This is a genomic window from Candidatus Nitrosocosmicus sp. R (genome assembly GCF_054408505.1).
Window position 1 is genome coordinate 3,144,358 of sequence record NZ_CP167090.1, and the last position, 18,584, is coordinate 3,162,941.

At 32.4% G+C, this 18,584-nt stretch carries 21 protein-coding genes; 14 read left to right on the forward strand and 7 right to left on the reverse strand.

Annotated features, from left to right (window positions below; all coding sequences use genetic code 11):
- Nucleotides 1-287 precede the first annotated feature (287 nt).
- The 6 genes from AAGU22_RS16305 (at nucleotide 288) to AAGU22_RS16330 (ending at nucleotide 4,844) form a co-directional block, all read left to right on the forward strand.
- A complete protein-coding gene (locus AAGU22_RS16305; RefSeq protein WP_458720142.1) occupies nucleotides 288-599 on the forward strand; it encodes an antibiotic biosynthesis monooxygenase family protein in 312 nt (103 codons plus the stop codon).
- Between the two features lie 150 nt (nucleotides 600-749).
- The gene (locus AAGU22_RS16310) at nucleotides 750-1,844 is read left to right on the forward strand and encodes a ring-cleaving dioxygenase (RefSeq protein WP_458720143.1); all 1,095 of its coding nucleotides are present in this window, start codon (nucleotides 750-752) and stop codon (nucleotides 1,842-1,844) included.
- The gene (locus tag AAGU22_RS16315) at nucleotides 1,837-2,514 is read left to right on the forward strand and encodes an alpha/beta hydrolase (protein ID WP_458720144.1); all 678 of its coding nucleotides are present in this window, start codon (nucleotides 1,837-1,839) and stop codon (nucleotides 2,512-2,514) included. Before AAGU22_RS16310 ends, AAGU22_RS16315 begins: the two co-directional genes overlap by 8 nt.
- A gap of 326 nt (nucleotides 2,515-2,840) precedes the next feature.
- Nucleotides 2,841-3,287 carry an MgtC/SapB family protein gene (locus AAGU22_RS16320; protein WP_458720145.1) on the forward strand — a complete coding sequence of 149 codons (447 nt, stop codon included), beginning with the start codon at nucleotides 2,841-2,843 and terminating at the stop codon, nucleotides 3,285-3,287.
- A gap of 533 nt (nucleotides 3,288-3,820) precedes the next feature.
- Nucleotides 3,821-4,447: a hypothetical protein gene (locus tag AAGU22_RS16325; RefSeq protein WP_458720146.1), complete on the forward strand. Its 627-nt coding sequence runs from the start codon at nucleotides 3,821-3,823 to the stop codon at nucleotides 4,445-4,447.
- Between the two features lie 142 nt (nucleotides 4,448-4,589).
- A complete protein-coding gene (locus tag AAGU22_RS16330; RefSeq protein WP_458720147.1) occupies nucleotides 4,590-4,844 on the forward strand; it encodes a hypothetical protein in 255 nt (84 codons plus the stop codon).
- A gap of 26 nt (nucleotides 4,845-4,870) precedes the next feature.
- On the opposite strand, the gene AAGU22_RS16335 is transcribed toward AAGU22_RS16330, so the two are convergent.
- Both AAGU22_RS16335 and AAGU22_RS16340 read right to left on the reverse strand, forming a co-directional pair.
- Nucleotides 4,871-5,578, reverse strand: a complete 708-nt coding sequence (locus tag AAGU22_RS16335) for a hypothetical protein (RefSeq protein ID WP_458720148.1) — start codon at nucleotides 5,576-5,578, stop codon at nucleotides 4,871-4,873.
- Nucleotides 5,579-5,616: 38 nt separating this feature from the next.
- Nucleotides 5,617-6,240, reverse strand: a complete 624-nt coding sequence (locus AAGU22_RS16340) for an oleate hydratase (protein ID WP_458720149.1) — start codon at nucleotides 6,238-6,240, stop codon at nucleotides 5,617-5,619.
- Nucleotides 6,241-6,344: 104 nt separating this feature from the next.
- Between AAGU22_RS16340 and AAGU22_RS16345 the strand changes: the two genes are divergently transcribed.
- Together AAGU22_RS16345 and AAGU22_RS16350 are read left to right on the forward strand one after the other, a co-directional pair.
- A complete protein-coding gene (locus AAGU22_RS16345; RefSeq protein ID WP_458720150.1) occupies nucleotides 6,345-6,941 on the forward strand; it encodes a TetR/AcrR family transcriptional regulator in 597 nt (198 codons plus the stop codon).
- A gap of 324 nt (nucleotides 6,942-7,265) precedes the next feature.
- On the forward strand, nucleotides 7,266-7,460 hold the full coding sequence (locus AAGU22_RS16350; protein WP_458720151.1) for a hypothetical protein: 195 nt from the start codon (nucleotides 7,266-7,268) through the stop codon (nucleotides 7,458-7,460).
- Between the two features lie 147 nt (nucleotides 7,461-7,607).
- On the opposite strand, the gene AAGU22_RS16355 is transcribed toward AAGU22_RS16350, so the two are convergent.
- The gene (locus tag AAGU22_RS16355; protein WP_458720152.1) at nucleotides 7,608-8,549 is read right to left on the reverse strand and encodes a serine hydrolase domain-containing protein; all 942 of its coding nucleotides are present in this window, start codon (nucleotides 8,547-8,549) and stop codon (nucleotides 7,608-7,610) included.
- Complete coding sequence (locus AAGU22_RS16360) at nucleotides 8,512-8,829, reverse strand: hypothetical protein (protein ID WP_458720153.1); 318 nt, start codon at nucleotides 8,827-8,829, stop codon at nucleotides 8,512-8,514. The genes AAGU22_RS16355 and AAGU22_RS16360 overlap by 38 nt, the downstream gene beginning before the upstream one ends.
- Before the next feature lie 313 nt (nucleotides 8,830-9,142).
- On the opposite strand from AAGU22_RS16360, the gene AAGU22_RS16365 reads away from it, so the two are divergent.
- The 3 genes from AAGU22_RS16365 (at nucleotide 9,143) to AAGU22_RS16375 (ending at nucleotide 11,455) form a co-directional block, all read left to right on the forward strand.
- The gene (locus AAGU22_RS16365) at nucleotides 9,143-10,060 is read left to right on the forward strand and encodes a patatin-like phospholipase family protein (RefSeq protein ID WP_458720154.1); all 918 of its coding nucleotides are present in this window, start codon (nucleotides 9,143-9,145) and stop codon (nucleotides 10,058-10,060) included.
- Nucleotides 10,027-10,869, forward strand: a complete 843-nt coding sequence (locus tag AAGU22_RS16370) for a hypothetical protein (RefSeq protein WP_458720155.1) — start codon at nucleotides 10,027-10,029, stop codon at nucleotides 10,867-10,869. The genes AAGU22_RS16365 and AAGU22_RS16370 overlap by 34 nt, the downstream gene beginning before the upstream one ends.
- Before the next feature lie 250 nt (nucleotides 10,870-11,119).
- Entirely contained in the window at nucleotides 11,120-11,455 is a 336-nt protein-coding gene (locus tag AAGU22_RS16375; protein WP_458720156.1) for a hypothetical protein, read from the forward strand.
- Nucleotides 11,456-12,122: 667 nt separating this feature from the next.
- On the opposite strand, the gene AAGU22_RS16380 is transcribed toward AAGU22_RS16375, so the two are convergent.
- Complete coding sequence (locus AAGU22_RS16380; protein ID WP_458720157.1) at nucleotides 12,123-12,311, reverse strand: hypothetical protein; 189 nt, start codon at nucleotides 12,309-12,311, stop codon at nucleotides 12,123-12,125.
- 235 nt (nucleotides 12,312-12,546) lie between these two features.
- A complete protein-coding gene (locus AAGU22_RS16385; RefSeq protein WP_458720158.1) occupies nucleotides 12,547-12,747 on the reverse strand; it encodes a hypothetical protein in 201 nt (66 codons plus the stop codon).
- 188 nt (nucleotides 12,748-12,935) lie between these two features.
- Between AAGU22_RS16385 and AAGU22_RS16390 the strand changes: the two genes are divergently transcribed.
- The 3 genes from AAGU22_RS16390 to AAGU22_RS16400 all read left to right on the forward strand — a co-directional run bounded on the left by AAGU22_RS16390 (nucleotide 12,936) and on the right by AAGU22_RS16400 (nucleotide 17,539).
- Entirely contained in the window at nucleotides 12,936-13,148 is a 213-nt protein-coding gene (locus AAGU22_RS16390; protein ID WP_458720159.1) for a hypothetical protein, read from the forward strand.
- 1,652 nt (nucleotides 13,149-14,800) lie between these two features.
- The gene (locus tag AAGU22_RS16395; RefSeq protein WP_458720160.1) at nucleotides 14,801-15,604 is read left to right on the forward strand and encodes an undecaprenyl-diphosphate phosphatase; all 804 of its coding nucleotides are present in this window, start codon (nucleotides 14,801-14,803) and stop codon (nucleotides 15,602-15,604) included.
- 1,509 nt (nucleotides 15,605-17,113) lie between these two features.
- Nucleotides 17,114-17,539 (forward strand): hypothetical protein, encoded by a 426-nt coding sequence (locus tag AAGU22_RS16400; RefSeq protein WP_458720161.1) that lies wholly within the window; start codon nucleotides 17,114-17,116, stop codon nucleotides 17,537-17,539.
- Nucleotides 17,540-17,689: 150 nt separating this feature from the next.
- Here AAGU22_RS16400 and AAGU22_RS16405 read toward each other — a convergent pair whose 3' ends face one another.
- The gene (locus AAGU22_RS16405; protein ID WP_458720162.1) at nucleotides 17,690-18,157 is read right to left on the reverse strand and encodes a reverse transcriptase-like protein; all 468 of its coding nucleotides are present in this window, start codon (nucleotides 18,155-18,157) and stop codon (nucleotides 17,690-17,692) included.
- Nucleotides 18,158-18,584 lie beyond the last annotated feature (427 nt).

Sequence of the window (18,584 nt, forward strand, 5' to 3'; positions counted from 1 at the left end):
AAAGGTACCTCTAATATCATACTCAAACCTCACTTCATTTGAGATTTTTCTGTTTACTGCTTTCAATTTGGGTTGTTAATTCTATAATCCCGTAAATTTTATTGTAATCATACTTATTCAAAATAAACTCCTGAATGCGGTTCCACCTACCCGTTTGATATCTCTTACTTTTTAGAACCCTAGTATTAATCTATTCAGATAATGACATACATTTTCTACAACGTCACATTAGCCGGAAAATGATAAACAAAGGACAAGATTATTTTGAAGTTTGAATAACAAAAAATATGATACAATATGTAAAATCTAATAAAATCCTATTAAAACCAGGTAAACGAGATCATAGTACCAAGGCGATTTCAGAATTTTTCAAAAAGCTTCAAATACAAGAAAGTAAAATGAAAGGATTTATAATAATGGATAGTCTAGAAGACCCATCTGAATCCATAATCCTTACTTTTTGGGAAACTAAAGAAGAGATGACTAATTTTTATCAGATAGATAATCACCTTTTATCTGATTTAGTTGAAAAACTTAAACCTATTTTTGAAACATTGCCTGAAAGAAGAGGTTATAAGGTATCTGATCTTCAAATTTAGTTGCCAAGACAATTCGGAAATATTTTTTGCTTATGAAATATGTATAGATTTTATAGATACAGTAGTAAGTCAAACATCAAGTAATAAGATTGTTAATTTTGATTTTACCTAATTTAGCAGATATTTATACTATACTTGGAAAATACTACTATGACTAGGGATAAAAGTCACCAGAGTATTCTTGGAATACACCATATCACGGCTATAGCCGGTAACCCCCAAAAAAATATTGACTTTTACACCGGTTTTTTAGGTTTGCGACTTGTAAAATTAACCGTTAACTTTGATGATCCACAAACATATCATTTCTATTATGGAGATGATATAGGAAGACCAGGTACAATCCTGACATTTTTCCCTTGGCAGAGCATGCCAAGAGGTTTTAGGGGAACGGGCCAAGTAATTACTACATCTTTTTTGATACCTGAAAATTCCATAGAATATTGGGTTAACAGACTAAAAAGTCAAGGGGTTAGTTATACCGGTCCGACCAAGAGGTTCGAAGATGATACTGAACAAGTTATTACACTTTGTGATCCAGATGGTATGGAAATAGAACTCGTTGCACATAAGGACGCTGAGACTAAAAAAGATCATGTTTGGAGAAGGGGCCCCATTCCAGAAGAATATGCGACTAGAGGATTTTATTCAGCAACTCTTTCCTTGGAAGGATATGAACGAACAGCCGATGTCTTAACTGAAAACATGGGTTTCTCAAAAACTAAGACTGAGGGAAGTAGATTCCGGTTTGAAATTAAAGATAAAGAAAAAATAATAGATAATTTCTATGGTAACAAGCAAAAAAGAGAACTTGATCTTTTGAATTCTCCATCTACTGTGGATCTCGTATGCCTACCCTATACTCAACGAGGTTCTATGGGAGTGGGTACTGTCCATCATATTGCATGGCGAACTCCAACTGATGAAAGCCAGTTAGATATGCGAAAAATAATAGTTAATACCGGTTTGGATGCTACCCCTGTAATTGATAGAACATATTTTTATTCAGTATATTTCAGAGAACCTGGCGGTATTCTATTTGAAATAGCAACTGATCCGCCTGGTTTTATGGTAGACCAAAAAGAGGAGGAACTGGGACAAAAGCTCTTACTACCTGAATGGTTAGAACCTGATCGCAAATATCTTGAGAAAGTGCTTCCAAAAATTAGTACACCATCACTTGATAAATTTTCTTCTTCATCTAATCAAACTAGTAATACTCAGAAAGTGAAAGATGATGAGTGAACCTGATTTTAAATACCGCTTTATTCCTTCCCCATCACAGCAGCATGCTGTAGACAATTCTGATCAAGCATATGCACCCAAAGATGATCAATCAGAAACTTTGACTTTATTGCTGCTTCATGGTACAGGTGGAAATGAGGAAGATTTGATACAAGTTGGTCAAATGATATCACCTTCTGCATCATTATTAAGTCCTAGAGGAAAAGTGTTGGAAAATGGAATGCCTCGATTTTTTAAGCGTCTCGGTGAAGGTGTATTTGATTTGGAGGACTTGAAATTTAGGACCAGAGAATTGGCTGATTTTGTTAAGGAGGTATCGAGCTTTTACAGTTTTGATTTAAACAAGATAATTGCAGTAGGCTTTTCTAATGGTGCAAATATAGCAGCAAGTCTCCTTCTTTCTTATCCAGGAACCTTAATGGGTGTGATCCTGTTTAGAGCAATGGTTCCTTTTATACCTGATTCTCCACTCGATCTATCTGATAAAAAGGTACTATTATCTGCAGGAGTGTTTGATCCTATAGTATCAGAAAGACAGACGCGAAGCCTCTTTGATATTCTAGAAAAAAGTAGAGCAAATGTAACTTTGAAATGGCAACAATCAGGTCATAATCTTACAAAGTCAGATATATTAGACGCAAAAGAATGGTTGTCTGAAAACATTCATTAGTATAAACCAAAGTCAATTTAAAAGGAAACATTGGATGCATATTTCTCTTTACGTAGTACTTTGTCAATTAGCCGACCTTAATCTTGTACCGTTAACGATATAAATCTGACCATTGATTTTGAACTTTCCAGAATGAATATTGTTAACTGATGGTTCCGGACGAGTATGATTTATTGTCCTAAAAATATTTTCTACTAATAATGATCATCTAAAATTCTACAATTAAATTATAAAGCTACGAAACTGTCTTTATTATTAGATGAATCACTTATCTTCTACATGTTTTTAAATAACTATGATATTTTAAAAACGGGGAAGATTTAACGATGAGCATAACCGGTATTCAGGAAGTTGATTTTTTAATAAATATTGGCTTGTCATTAATTGCCGGTGTATTAATTGGTGCAGATAGAGAATTGAAGGGGAAAGCCTCTGGAATAGGAACACATTGTTTTGTTATTGGTGGTTCAATGATATTTACTTATCTTTCTGCATTAGTTGATCCAAATTCTACAACAAGGATTGCTGCCCAAATCGTAACAGGAATTGGGTTTCTTGGAGCAGGGATAATACTAAAGGATGAGATTTTTGATAAAAAGGATACGGTTGATTCTAGTCATACTAAAGTATTGAACTTGACTACCGCAGCAAGCATATGGTTTTCTGGTGCAATCGGAATGGCAATAGGGTTTAACTTTTATTTTGTAGCAATAGTTTCAATAGCTTTTGCCGTAGGCGTCCCTCATATTCCTAAAATCAGACGACAAAATTAACATGTTCAAATATGGTACCCATGTGATGTTGACTAGATACCAATAGTCGTGACTGATACTATGAGGAACTATAAATATTATCAATCAGAATTTAGGTAATGATCAGATGATTATATATCGAATGAATTGATACTTTCTATAAACAATTCAGAAATTGTACCTATATTATTATTTAAGCAGAAATAGCCTTGGTTACATCTACAGTAGGAAAGCAATGGTAGAGAATTTAACAATAACTATGGATGACAGTAGTGAGAATAAGATACAACATGCAATGACATAAGGTAACAAGGTAATACAATCTTGATGAATAATAACAACATTACATCTGTATCCCGTAGCACCTATAATTGAAAAAGATAATAAATTAACGAAAATTAATCAATATATGGTTGCAGATAGGAGTGAAATTCAATTCATTTTCTAATTACGTATTGTAACATTTAATCAATGAGTTCTTTTTGATAAATATTATACACGTTTATCTTTACTGGAAATAGATTAATTTACCTCTAAACATTCAGATAAATCAAATGCTAAGGTCCACAGAAATGCGTTGGTTTTTTGAAGGTAAGATACCCATTAGTGTAACTAAAATTTTGGAAGAAACTGGTTTGGATATTTCTGAAAACAGAACTGATCATTATTTACTAGTGCAAACTTGTGACAATATTGGCATAAAAGTAAGAAATTCTAGACTGGAGATTAAGTGGCGTCAAGATGTACAGCCTCATGACATATCCGAATTGAATATTAGTGGCAATATTGAACGGTGGGAAAGTTGGGAGTGGAATGATAAAACAGCGTGCATAGAAATTGAGCAATCAATCTATAGGGATGATGAAAATCCATGGATAAAGGTAGACAAGAAACGATGGCAAAAGAAATTTAGTGTTGTTGATAAAGTCTTGCTCCCTGTTCCTTCTCAATCACTGTACTCTGATCTTGCTATGGAGATTACCGAATTGAAATCAAATGGCAAATCGTGGTGGACCATTGGCTTTGACCTGTTTACCGAACAGGATCATTCTTTTTTTGACCAACTTATTGAAATCTTTCCTGTGCTACAAATTGAAGTAGATTTGAAAAAAGAGTGGTCATATGGATATCCTCGATGGTTATCTCAGGTTGTCATGTATAATAATCAACAAAATATATAATTCATAACAAATACATAACCCAGCCAGCACAGAATAAATTACTCTTTTAAAGTTTCATAATTATAAAAGAATACGAAAGGTAGATGTGATGAATGTGGTATTGAAAATGTAGAAGTAATGAGTATAAAAAAGAACAACAAAGATGAAAAAACCACTTGGAATAGTCAAACAGTTTACTCTAGATGTTTCCACAAATAATTGGCAATACTTTGATCATTGGTATTTGAAGTTCATGATGGAAAAATTTGATATTAGCTTTGATATACTATTTTTGTATTCAAAGATAAAAGTTAGGTTACATCAAGAAATTTTAATGTTAAAAATAATGAGAGATTATGTTACCACCACTTTACCTCCACTTACTAATTCTAAAACATCCAAATGCAATATGAAATAAAGGCGAGAGATGAATTATTACTATAGCTATACCGGTTGTACTTCTATTCCCTCATTTTCATTTAGAATTTTTAGTGTTACTGCTTTGGCACTTGCAAAGCTTGCATCTGCTAGCATTCCCTCTTGTCCAACCCAATCACCAATAATGTATAGATTATTGACTCCTGGAACTTTTATATCGGGTCTTTTTTCCATAACTCCTTTACTATTAGTGAGAACTGTATTAGAAGCTATCATATTTGGCAGAAAGCGATGCCTTACTACCATTTTTCTCCAACCGGGCTGAACCGTATCTAGGCGTCCCTCCAACTCCATTCTATTTCGAACTGGATTTGGTTCGGTAGAATAGTCCAAATACTTCATGGCATGAAATAGAATCCCATTTCCATCAGCCGACAATTTAGCAAAGGCAGAATGTAACGATAGATACAAAGGGGCATCCAACCCATATGCACCATAAACATTGGGATCGGGAAGCCTACTTAATACTAGATCTAAGGTCGCTACCTTTGCGGGTCTATTCATTTTTTCAAGTTGATTAAGAAAAGAGGTTTTGATTAAGGTGTTTTCTTTCAACAGACTATGCACATGAGAAGGATTGGTTGCAATAATCACCTCTTGATATGAAAATGCCGCATTATCAGACAATCCAATTTTCCACAATGGTTGTTTATTTTGTCCATTAGTTTCATGATTCTGCTCGATAGAAACCACACTCTTGCCATATACAAACACTGTTCCATTCCTTTTTGCAATATCAAATATCTGATTTACTAGGGTTTGCCACCCTCATCTATATAAATAACACCTCCCGCAACAGCTTTTTTTATTTGATCTAATGCCAACTTGGCACTCACGTTTTCTGCATTAAAAGTATATGTTGCAATCCTTCCTAGCATTTTTACAAAATCTTTGGAGTCAGAATTTTTAAAATTCTGGTCTAACCAGTCTTGGAAACTTATCTGATGCAGTCTATCAAGATTCATTTTGTTCAACTTTATAAAAAATCTTATAGTCTCAATCTTACTACCTAAACCCTTTAGTAATTTGGTCGTTAAAAGTTGGTTTAACTTTACAAGGGATTGATTCTTTTTTCCTTTTTTTATTATAAAATATTTGGAGTAGTCAACTTTGTTACCTTTATATTTTACATTTAATTCCTCTAAAATCTTAAATCCAATTCCATCAGCATACAAAGCATGAGCTCCTTGATTAAAGTAAAATCCATCCATGACTGTAGTTCTAGCTCTACCACCAAATTCACTAGATTTTTCTATAATAGTAACATTTTTCCCATTTCGAACTAGAAATACAGCGGCAGTAAGACCGGCTAAACCGCCTCCTAATATTGCTATCTCGCCTGTCTTGTTTTTCGATTCATCCCTTGTTACTTTCATAAATTGGTTAGTCATCCAACTTACTAATTAACAAACAAGTTTATTAATGTTTGGTTGGCTGTCCGACTAGATTTATATTAATCGATCATTTATTTACTATTAGATTGAGTGAAAGCAAAGAGCAAAAGATAAATGAAATTTTGAAGAATTCACTTACGGTTCTTGCTAAAAATGGATATGAAAATACAACAATAGCAAACATAGCTAAGGAATCGGGCGTAAGTAGAGGTATATTGCATTACTATTTTTCGGATAAGGAAGATTTAGTTAGCAAAGTCTTGGCATATAGCTCTGAAAATATTATTCAAGCCACCATTAGAGGTATTAGAGGAAAAACCGCAGAAGAACTAGCGGATAATATCATCAAGGACAGTATTGTAAGCTTTAAGGAAAATCCTGACTTTTATGCATTTTTATTTGAAATGTGGTGTGCATCACGGAGAAGCAATAAGATCAAAAATGAGTTAATTATTTGCAGTGCTAAAGTAATAAAATCAATTAAAAAAGTATTGGATGAATCAATTGAAAATGGACGTTTAAAAATTAGTACAAGAAATACCGAGGAAATGTCAAAAGTACTTTTGGCTCTGTTTAATGGGATTGCCTTTGAAATGTTGATGGACCCTGGTCGAAATCTAGAGGATAGGAAGTATTGGATACAGGTTAGGTATACAATATTGTCAATCCTAAAATCACAATAAATTATATGATTGAATGAATACTTGAACATCGTGATTACTAGGAACTTGATCCCGACGGATGAGAACTGTTATCGAAAAACAACACTTGTCCATCAAATTTAGAAAACTAATATAAATGATAGTGATAAGAAATAATCTGCTGTTCCAATTCTACAATTCCCCATTAACTTCAGAAGGCGTTCAAATTTTTAAGAATAAAGCGTTAAGACGTTGATGGTCTTTTTATCTACCCGTCTATTAATGCTAATGCTAGATTATATGATTTTGTTGGTTCATCAACAATTTTTGGTTAGGTATTATATTATTTGATCTACTATAGAGGTTATGCCTGAACAACAGAAAATAGATGAGACAATAGAGACTACAAAGAGCCTAAATAAGAAAAAATTATCAAAGATTGAACAATCATCTACATCTTTGGAAAATCAACAAAATTCTACTTCAGAAGTAAGCTCAGAAGATATTGATAATAATACCACTAGTACTTTAGAAACTCAAGATGACGAATTAAAAACGTAATCAAATAATAATTATTTGAATAATCAAATCGGGGTATAGAATAGACAGGGTACAAAATATTATTACATTTCTTTGCTACTTTGATTAATGAGAACTGTTGCTGACAAATGTTCTTAACCCGTCATAACTCGATAGATAGATAGATGATTATGATTGTCCATGATATAGAAGTAAAGGAATTACCAAATTTATCATTTCTTGTGATGAAAAGTCGTTATAATTACAACCACATAGTATCACTAAACTAATTTGTTTGCCGGGGTTAAACCCTATTATACTTGAAAATCCATCTATCGATCCAGTATGCCAAATAACTTCTTTCCCAAAATCCGTTGTTATAGTCCAGCCTAAACCTATGTAGTCTTTAAGAGATTTATTTTCAGAAGACTGACCAAATGCGTGTCTTATTGAATGAGTTTCTTGTATGGAATCATTAATTTTAGTTTGTATTAGCCCTATATTTGCTGATAGATACTTTAGCAAATCATTGGTCGAAGAGTACATAGCGCCAGCTGACTGAATTGTTTCTGGTATGAATTCCAAGTTAACTTCTTTTCCTGATATATGACCTGTAGCATATCTAGATTTGATATCCTCAGGAACCAAAATTCCTGTAGTATTCATACGCATACCTGTACTATCCATCGCAAGAACATTTAGAATTTTATCATTTACAAGTTGATCAAATGAAACACCGGCCCTCAGAGATAAAATATGGCCTAAAAGACCCATCCCAATGTCAGAATAGTTTGCTTTTGTGCCTGGCTTGTTTGACAAAGTTGTATTTGATACAAAGTCATAGACTTGCTGGGTGGTATAACTGTGGTTTCTAATCCAACCCGTTGGAAAATCAGGTAGGCCCGAAGTATGGGTTGCTAAGTCCTCAAGTGTTATCTTGTGTCCATTATACAATGGGACCGTCACATTATCTACGGGGAGATACTTTTCTATAGAATCATTTAGGTTGACCAATCCTTGATTTACCATATCTGCCAAAATAATTGCCACAAAAGTTTTTGATATGAATGCTATATCAAACACTGTATTTCCATCAACCTTTTGTGGAGTTAAAGTTTGATATGTTTCCATATCCTGCAACCTGAGTGCCTTCTGGAGATAAGATACCAACAACAATTGGTACTGAAATACTTGAATTAGAAACAGCACTATTGTTATACGAGGAAGAATTACTGGATGATGCATGATCGAATACTATCTCCTTAAACTGTTCCAAAAGTGTATTTGATATGCCATTTTCAGCATAACTATGGGAATTATTCAATAGAGGGATTTGATGATGTTGAGCATGGGCCAACTGAAATTGATTCTGAAAAATGTTAGAAGAGGCAAAAAAAGATAAGATAACCAAAGTCGACAAAAACGCACATAAACAAAATTTCCTGTAAATCAAATATCTTTAACATTTCATTTCACATATATAAAAATTCATGATCTCATAAGGATATATTTAGTATCCTTCACAATGAGAAATTGTGAACTTGCATAAATTGTATTAGAACCTGATTATAATTATCCATTCTTCTTGTTTCGTACTGTTATTTCAAAAGATTGAATTTGAATTAGTTGATACAATTTAATGAATAAACATCTACTAGAGTATAAGGATTCGAGAGTAAACGGTTGGAGAACGTTATAAATGTCAGCAAATGAGGATAATTATTATGAGAGCTCTTGTTTTCCAAGGTGGAGGCGCACTGGGCGCTTACGAAGCGGGCACTTACCAACAAATCTATAAAAAAGCAAGGAAGGAGAGTTTGGACGGAAGTCTGTTTGATATTGTAGCGGGGACTTCAATAGGTGCCATAAACTCCAGTGTTTTGATGGGTCATTATTTAAAAAATAACAGTTGGGAGGGTTCTGATGAGACTCTTTTAGAATTCTGGGATGGTCTTATGTGTTCATCAATAGCAGACAGTCTATTTCACAAAAATTCAATCGTTCGTTACTCATGGGATTATATGAAGATATTCAATCAGGATTTGGCAGATACAGAAAATGCAAGGAGATTTTGGTCCATTTTTGAATTTGCTTTTACTCCACGTGGTGTTCCAAATATGTTTAAATCTGTTCCCCATGTTGGTTCAAAATTCTTAAACCCTTTTACAGATTTCTTACCATGGTGGAAATATGATTTTACACCATTAAAGAATTATTTATGCAAGTTTGTAGACTTTCCCATAAAGACTCGACTAGAAGAAGGACAACCAAGGCTCTTACTCACAAGTGTTGATATTCAAGACTTTAGCTCGACTGTAGTGTTTGATAGTTATGAGAAATTACATGATGCACCTATCAAAAATAATAGACTTGAAGACAAAAGCTTGGATAAGATAACGAATAATGGTAACACCAATTTAGAAAAAGAAGATAATAGTAAGAATATTAAAAAAGGGAGATGGTATTCTGAATATGGAAACTCTGACAATAGACACTTGATTTTCTACGATGGGATAGGAGTAGATCAGGTGTTGGCAAGTGCTTTGGGTAAATACGCTATGAATCATCCTCATATTGAGGATTTTACTACTGGGACATTCCGCCAACTTTGGGATGGGGTTATCTTAGTAATACTCCATTAAGGGAACTCTTAACAGCGCATAAAAATTATTGGATAGAATATCTACGAATTGATCAGAATAAGAAAGAGAATGAAAATTGTACTGAATTGATAGCCCGCACACCTGAGCTTGAGGTGTTTATAGTCAACTTGCATCCTCTTACACCAAAAGTTATCCCTACAGACAAGGACCTGGTTGATGATAGAGAAACTGATATCTTTTTTCACGATAGAACTTCATACGATGAGCAGGTAGCATATGCATTTACCGACTTTGTCAACATGACTAGAGATCTAATAGATCTTGCAAGATCCAAAGGTCTTTCTAACGAAATAAATGAGATCCTAAATAAAAAAGCTAAAACAATAGGAAGGATAGATGAGTACAAGTTTATAACTAATAGAGATCTCTTTTTAGGAAAACCTAGAATATCTAGAGTATGGAGAATTGATAGACTAGAAACACCTGAAGCAACATTTGGCAAAGTTACTGACTTTACTCCGGATAGTGTCAGAAAATTGATACGAGCGGGCCAATTTGATGCTAGGATCTCAATTGACAGAATGGAATTAATTTTTGGAATAGAAGAATTAATTTCAGAAGGAATTATGTCTATGGAAGAAGGCGATGAAATCATTAAGGAGGTTAGAGAAGTTATTACAACCGAGAAACTATTGTATAAAATGAAAAAGGAGGAGGTATTAGATGCATACACTGAATACCAAGAGAAGATAAACTCTAAGAATTTACCAATGGCGTGTAAAGAGATATTGTTAAATCCTGGAAGAGATATTGTTAAATTAGTTTATGAGACAAATAATACGCCATAGTATAGCATGATCATAGAAATGTAAATTTCATGAAATCATTCTTCTTTGATGGTTTTATGTAATGTTGTTATGAATGCATTTTTTTGACAATACAATCAACAGATCTAGTAAAAAATCTTACCTATATGTGTTTTTTAGGACTTTTCCAAATATCATCAATAGTAAAAGAACTGTGATATTTGTCTTTTCCTTATACATTACGACAATTCTAGAGACAATGGATAAAAGATATCTAAACAATGTTTAGAACATGCCATTTAGAGAATTGAGTATCAAAATAGGACAGAAAGATGTTCATACAAATGATGAACGATTTCAACTTGATGGGATACGAATTGGTATTCTTGGGAGAGATGATATTAAATGTGATTATCAATTAGCAATGACAATAATAGTCAACGAATCTCCATATACTATTACCATAGAACCTGAAGGAATGGCTTCTGAAACTTTGACCTTATTCATGCATGATTTAGTAAGTAGATATAATCTAACTATTTGGGAGGTTATTGACACTGACCGGGAAGGACATTTTCCTTCTCCAAAGAATCTCATATTCCGATTAAAATATACCCGATATACATAATCAAAAGTAAAAAAATAAACCGGATCTTTGTAGAACTCAAACCTTCAGGTTAAAACGATCAAATGAGAAAAGTAATTCTGAAAAAGAAATATTATGTCATGGAAAAACTCTGATTTCGAAAGTTTCCTCATCTATCCTTCTACTTTCTGTTAGACTTTAATTTTAGGATAAAATCAATGATGATATTTATTAGAAGGTACTACTATTTTCGGTTTTGTTGACATGGATGACAGGAGTGCCACGCAAGTTAGGTCCATAACCTGTAATAACCGTTTGAAATGTTCTCACGCGATCAGTTCATCTCTAGTATAATTCTAGGTAGGTGCCTGATCAAGATTAGTGCATAGAATCTAGATGCTACTAAGATTAACGTAATAATGACTAATCAATTATTTAAGTTGATTCAATTATTCATTCAAAATACTAATATCCGGATTCTTTAAAGCAATATAATCCGGATATTTCTGATCAAAATCTATATGAATTACTTACACACGTTTTATAGATGACTGATTTTTTAGTTCATTGAATGCGATTAAAAATAAAGGTCATAGACGAAAGTGACACATTAACCGAATCCTTTAAAATCGAATTTATCATTGTAGGGTAGGTTCTGAGATATATGAGATGTATGGAATGATTACCTCTTCTGCCCTTGTGTCAGTCATCATGTTAATCTCCTGTTCCACAGTCTACTGACGATAAATAGCAACCCGATTATTATGATTAGAGACATCTCTAATTGTATTAGCTTTAACAAATTTAATTCTCCAAAAATTTGGATCAAAACTATGCCCATTATATTTCCGCCGATAAGCGCGAGAAAGAGAATCTTGATAATATCTCTTTTTTTCATGTCGATATTTCCATCTTGTTTTTATTCAGTCTTTCATTGCTTTTCTTAATACCTAATTAAAATCATCGGTTGTGTTCTCTATTACCAATCACTATGTTAGTATTTCCAATGTATAACTATTTATTTTCTGATCTTGAATATGTTAGCATATTTTTAGATTAAAAAACGATTGATTCTTGACTACAAAAGAAAAAATTGAAAATTGAAAATTTCGAAAGTGCGTTTGAGTTTTAGTTTATGGTGTTATTTTACTATTGTTTACATCTGTAGAATTGTCAGTTTCCATTTCCATGGTCATATTGTCCATTTGATCCATCGACATTGACTTATTGTCCATTTCCATGGTCATGTTTTCTTGAGCCATAACGAATGAGTTTTGTAATCCTCCAGTAGATAATATAGATCCAACCACAAATGCACTAATAATTGCAAACACTAAGTATTTGTCCATCATGAACCATTAAAAAATTCAACTTATAACTATTTCTTATAGTAACTTAGTATGTTCCATATAGTATACCTTATACATATAGTAAATTGATTAATAAGGGTTTTTTAAATAAATAAGAAGAAAGTTTTTCACTAATTTTAATATAAAGTATCTCGATATTGATAATTTTATTATTGGTAACATTCTCTACAACTTCCGCAATTGCTCAACAAGTAGTAATCAATAGGGCTGCAGCCTACTTCTCATTTCCCTTAATTGATGCATGGAGAACAGAGTATCAAAAACTAGTCCCAGAAACAAACATAAATTATCCTTCAATGAGAAGCGGAGGTGGAAATTGTATCGGATCATTTTGTATTTCCATGATTATCAAAATTAAAATTTAGAAAAATCGTATTTCATTTAGATACTTTAGTATAAAGATAAAAGACAAAATTTGTTAAGTAAGATAAGCCTCGGCTTTACCATAGTTGCTCTACTTGACCATGGGATAGGATTGAGGGTTTGCTATGACCTCTACCTAAGATCCTCATAACCTATCCTTTTTCATCATTTAGTAAGGTAGATTTTCGAAGACCAGAATTCAATTATTGATTCATATTATGTATGTAATTGTATCTACATATTTTCAGTCTCTGTTCTAATATCGATACATCAGGAAACATGGTCTCATTGTTGCTAAATTCATAAATTCCCACTACGTATGTATGACATGTTGGACAATATTGATAGTATAACTTGTGCCATAATCGTGTATTAATATTATAAGTTGGTTCGCAACTTAGAAATTGAGGAACAAACTCTACTTCACAATTAAAGCATTGCACAAAGATACAATTACCTTAGGGTTAATAAACCGTATCATGGTATTGGTAAACTCTGAAGATCTTATATTTCATTTAGATTATTTAGAATAATGATAATAGTCTGTATGTATTTATCCACATGGATAGTTCTCTCTCTCTCTGCGGCATTATTACACTTTGGATAAGGATTGGTACTGGGAGACCAATTGGTCTAACCCTAGCCCGTCCAAACTATTTTTATGTTGTGATAAGAACTAAGTAAATATTATAAAATTAATTATATATTTCCAATATCCTATCTTATGTTATAATTTCAAGAAATAGAGGGACAAACCAATAATATAACTTATCAATAGTATTCGTATCTTTTGTTCGTAAGATTATTCTGCTCCCTAATTACACTAGTTTATTATATCAATTAATACACATTTGACGGGTCTCTGACCCAGCTTACTAATAATACTGTTACTTAGAAATATTATGGCCATAGTAAGAGAATAAATGAAATCAATTTTGACTATTATATATGTGACCATGAACCGTACATAAAATCCTTGGCTGATCAAAACCTCAAATCTCGGAAATCTACTCGTCGAGTTGTCCAATTGTTAGAGATTCCAATAGGAATCGTCATAACTATTATATTAGATTGACATCTATCGACATTCTGGTTATCTATATTGATATAGACCATGGCCAGTAGAAGTCGCACAGAACTATATAAACCTGTATGGATTGTTTTCATACAAAAGAAGATCATCTATACTATGAAAGCCAGGATAATAAACACCCATGCATGAAACTTGGATGTAATTGTAATCAGTACAATTATAATCTTAAATAATATTTGATGATTTTCAATCCATCTATTTCTTGACTAAAAAATAAATTCTACGTAAAAGATCGATATAATTAATGTACTACTTTAAGTTAAAACTTAGCTATTGTGGTCAATTTGTATTGCCTCAACTCCTAGTTATTGTACTTGCCTATATTTTCAAATGAATGAATTACTGTCCTAATATTGATATCTGAGGGGTCTTTTAGAGCTGTTTTGCAACTTTGCTTCCCCGAGAACCGGTAGTCCAGGTAAATAGAATCTTTTCACTCATGTACAAATCGTTGTCAAGAATTATTTATTTTTGGCGATAATATATTGTGGAAAATGTAAACATTTTATAGCAAATGAGTAATCACTATCACCCAGTAGATAAAAAATGACGGTGGATATCGTGCAATCTTTAATTTTGGGAATCGTGCAAGGAGTAACTGAGTGGTTGCCAATATCTAGCTCAGGACATCTTGCACTAACCCAATTATTACTAAATATTCATGTGCCTGTTTTCTTTGATTTGATTCTTCATATAGGAACTCTAGCAGGTCTCATAGGGTTTTATCGAACTGATTTGTTAATGATTCTCCGGTCTGTTTTCTATTCTCGCTCCATGTCTTTGCAAGCTGTCAAAGAATATAGAAAACTATTAATGCTTATAATAATTGGAACCATTCCAACTGCAATTATCGCATTTGCACTAAAGTCCTTCTTCGAATTTTCATTTTATGATTTCTTTCTGTTATCTATAGGATTTCTGATAAGCGGTATATTCATTTATATCACTAAATATTTCAAGAAAGGTTCCAGAGATATCAGTAAGATTGATGCTGTTTTGATCGGAATAGCTCAGGGGTTCTCTGTATTCTCAAGCATTTCTCGAAGCGGTATTACAATTTCTTTAGGAATGATAAGACAAATTGATCATACTCAATTGGTCCGGTTTTCATTCCTGTTATCTATTCCAGCCATTGTAGGTGGATCTGTATTTGATTTTGTTCTAATGGATACAGCACAACTATCTGCGATAGGGGAAATCCCCTTTTCTTCTTATATAGTTGGATTTTTATCATCCGCAATAATTGGGTATTTAACAATCAAACTGTTAATAAATATCATAAACAGAGGAAAGCTTTACTATTTCGCATATTACTGTTTAGGACTAGCCGCAATATTATTAATATATTCATTCATGATAGCTTGAAATTCACCTGATGACTTTCAAGAATATTATAATATTTTGAGGTACAATATGACCTTTAATAAGGGATCATTCATATTCAAGTCTGTATTGAATTTTTCATCAACAATAATCCTTGGGTCACATTAATATCGAATGGTAGTCTTCTAGAAGAAAAAAACCGTGAATTTCACTCCGCCTTTGATTTGATCAAGACAAATTATACTTTATAGAGGGGTTGCCTTTTGAACCGATTTCATTTAGATACTATAGTATAAAAATAAAAACAGATTTGCAGAATAGGTGATCTCTGGTTCAACCGGCTCAGACCACCTCCAGTATTAGGATGGGATATAGAGTGATTGTTATCTCAATCTGTCCACACTCTATTTACTATCCTATTTCTAATCTATGATTTCTATCAGATGATATGTCTTATATTCGATTATTCCATATTATTCAATGAATCTTGTTATTATTTCTATTGAGGTTATTTAATAATAAAATACCAAATTCATCATAGTGATGTGGTAACAATATTAAAAAGTAGTATCTGGCAATATTTTATGTAATATAGATGCAATTTTTTTACTACTCCATCGACACGGGGCTAAGAACAAAACCGAAAGGTCATGCGTGTATATGTGTGCAATTGCTGACCTGATTTAGGAATAACAACCTACATATAAGAAAACAAGTTTTCGGTGTTAATATTTCATTTAGATAATATAGGATATGGATATATCCTATTCCTTGTATACTCATCTTACTCAAACTACGCGATGATCTTGTGGAAATAGGATAGGACCTCATCTCGCAAACAGGTCGTCAGACTATCCTATTTCCATTTCGATTTAATTTATATTTTCAATAAGATGAATACTAAAATAAAAAAAGAATCATGAACTCGAATACTATAATTCATGATATTGATATTCTAATAGTGTTAATAGATCCGAACAAGTAACGAAACTATAAAAAATGTTTTAGGAGAAATAAGAATTATGGGGGATAAGTGACCTCATTGTTAAACGTTATTACATTTTGAAAACCAATCAATAGTTTGTGTCGTATGAAAGCTATCTTATACTAACTGAAGAAAATAACTTGTTATGTGAAATGAGAGAAAATGATTGTAGTATACTCTATCGAAAACTGATTATTGATATTATGGTTGTAAATCCAAACCGTTTTAAACCAGGCCAAGAATGAAATCTCCAACTTATTGATCAAAATCAATAAGTCACATAATCAATTATTGATGTTTTTGAAAAATTATTCTCAATATATTTGGATCATTAGTTTACAATATCGATATTTTCTTTACTCCTTGGAAGTGGACCATTAATGTTGAATATCGATTCATATATCCATGAGACCTTCACAGGCTACATGATATTACAATAGCCCTTACAATATCAAACTTTTAGAATTTAGGTTGCAGAAGAATCGTTTTTAGCATTAAATCATCGATCCATATACTATAGTGAACATTTAGATAAATAATTAATATATTATAGAATAAGATCGGATATGGAAGAAAGACAATTTCTCCATAGATTGTGCACTACTGCACTTCATGTTGATGTTTCTATACAATTTGCCGGCATTATTGACTCTAATGGAAAATTGCTAGTAGGGAAATCAAGAAATATCCTTCATAATCCCCATTTCTCAAAAAGGAAAATTACTCGTTATTCCTTTAAAAATTCCAACCATTATGATAACCCACCTTTTAAAGACAAAACCTTGTCATCAAATAATATAAAAAGTATAGTATCTCTCCAATCCAATTTGATTAATGAAGATGCAGAATTCAGACTAATTAATCTATACGAAGATGTTTTTTTGGCTTATATCCCAATAAATGAACTAAACGATCGCTTCCTCTATATCTATTTTAGAACTGATGAATATTTAGAAGATGTTCTCTTAAAACTCGATACTACTTTTTCATAAAAATGCAATTGTCATATTAAATTACAAATACGAAAATATGAAATATGAACTATGTTATTATCATATACAACATATAAAATGCGTCACTTTGTAGAGTTATTGCCTTGATCGATTTTACAAAATGCAAAAAAAGTAGGAAGAGTCAAGTTACTAACTAGTAGTATTTTTTACATGAGGGAAATAATACCCATATCTATTTTCTTTTCTGATAAGTTCTAGAATTTTTCCGGCTCTGTTGCTTGTTCTCCTCAAATAATCAAATACTAGAGTACAGGATATTTTTTCTATAATTCTTATTATTGAATTGTAGACTCGTTTGATAATCTCGTCCTTCACTTTTGACCTTTTGTTGAGTTGTTCTATTGTAGATTTTGAATCGCTTCTAATAACTATTATTTTTCTTTTTCCTCTTTTTTTTAGCTTGGTCTTAAATATTTTGAGATTATCTGAAATTGCAAAATATATTGCTAGCATTTCCATTCTCTGAACGCCATATCTTTCGTTCTTCTTGTAAGGTTTTAGTGTTCTTATTTTGCTTTTGTTTTGAAAATGGTTATGCCAGGAAATGTATCCCGATGGTGATCCGTCTACATCAATTGCGATTTGTATCTTGCGCAATCTACTTTACTATAATCCATGTCATGATATAATCATTATCTATATAGTTACTATAAAATGTATGAACTTTCTATCGATCTTCGAGGTGATTGTTGATCGATGATGATCATGAATTGTACTGAAATAGGGATAACACTGACGAGAATCGATATTTATTAAGCTCTGCTATCGTTTTTGATAAACAATGAACAAATGAACAATGTATGATGAACAATTTATGGCGTGTCAAAGTTGAAGTAGAAAATAGTGACCCTTCGACGACATGGGGGAATGGTCAGTGTGATTGCAGAAGGAAAAAGATAATTTGATTTTTAATGCAGTCAAACTTAAGACTTGTTATAGTTTTCTATATAGAGATAGTTCTTTAATATTCACAAAAGCTGTTATTGGATAGTCTGTTTCTTGTTTTCAAAACACGATCTCTTGG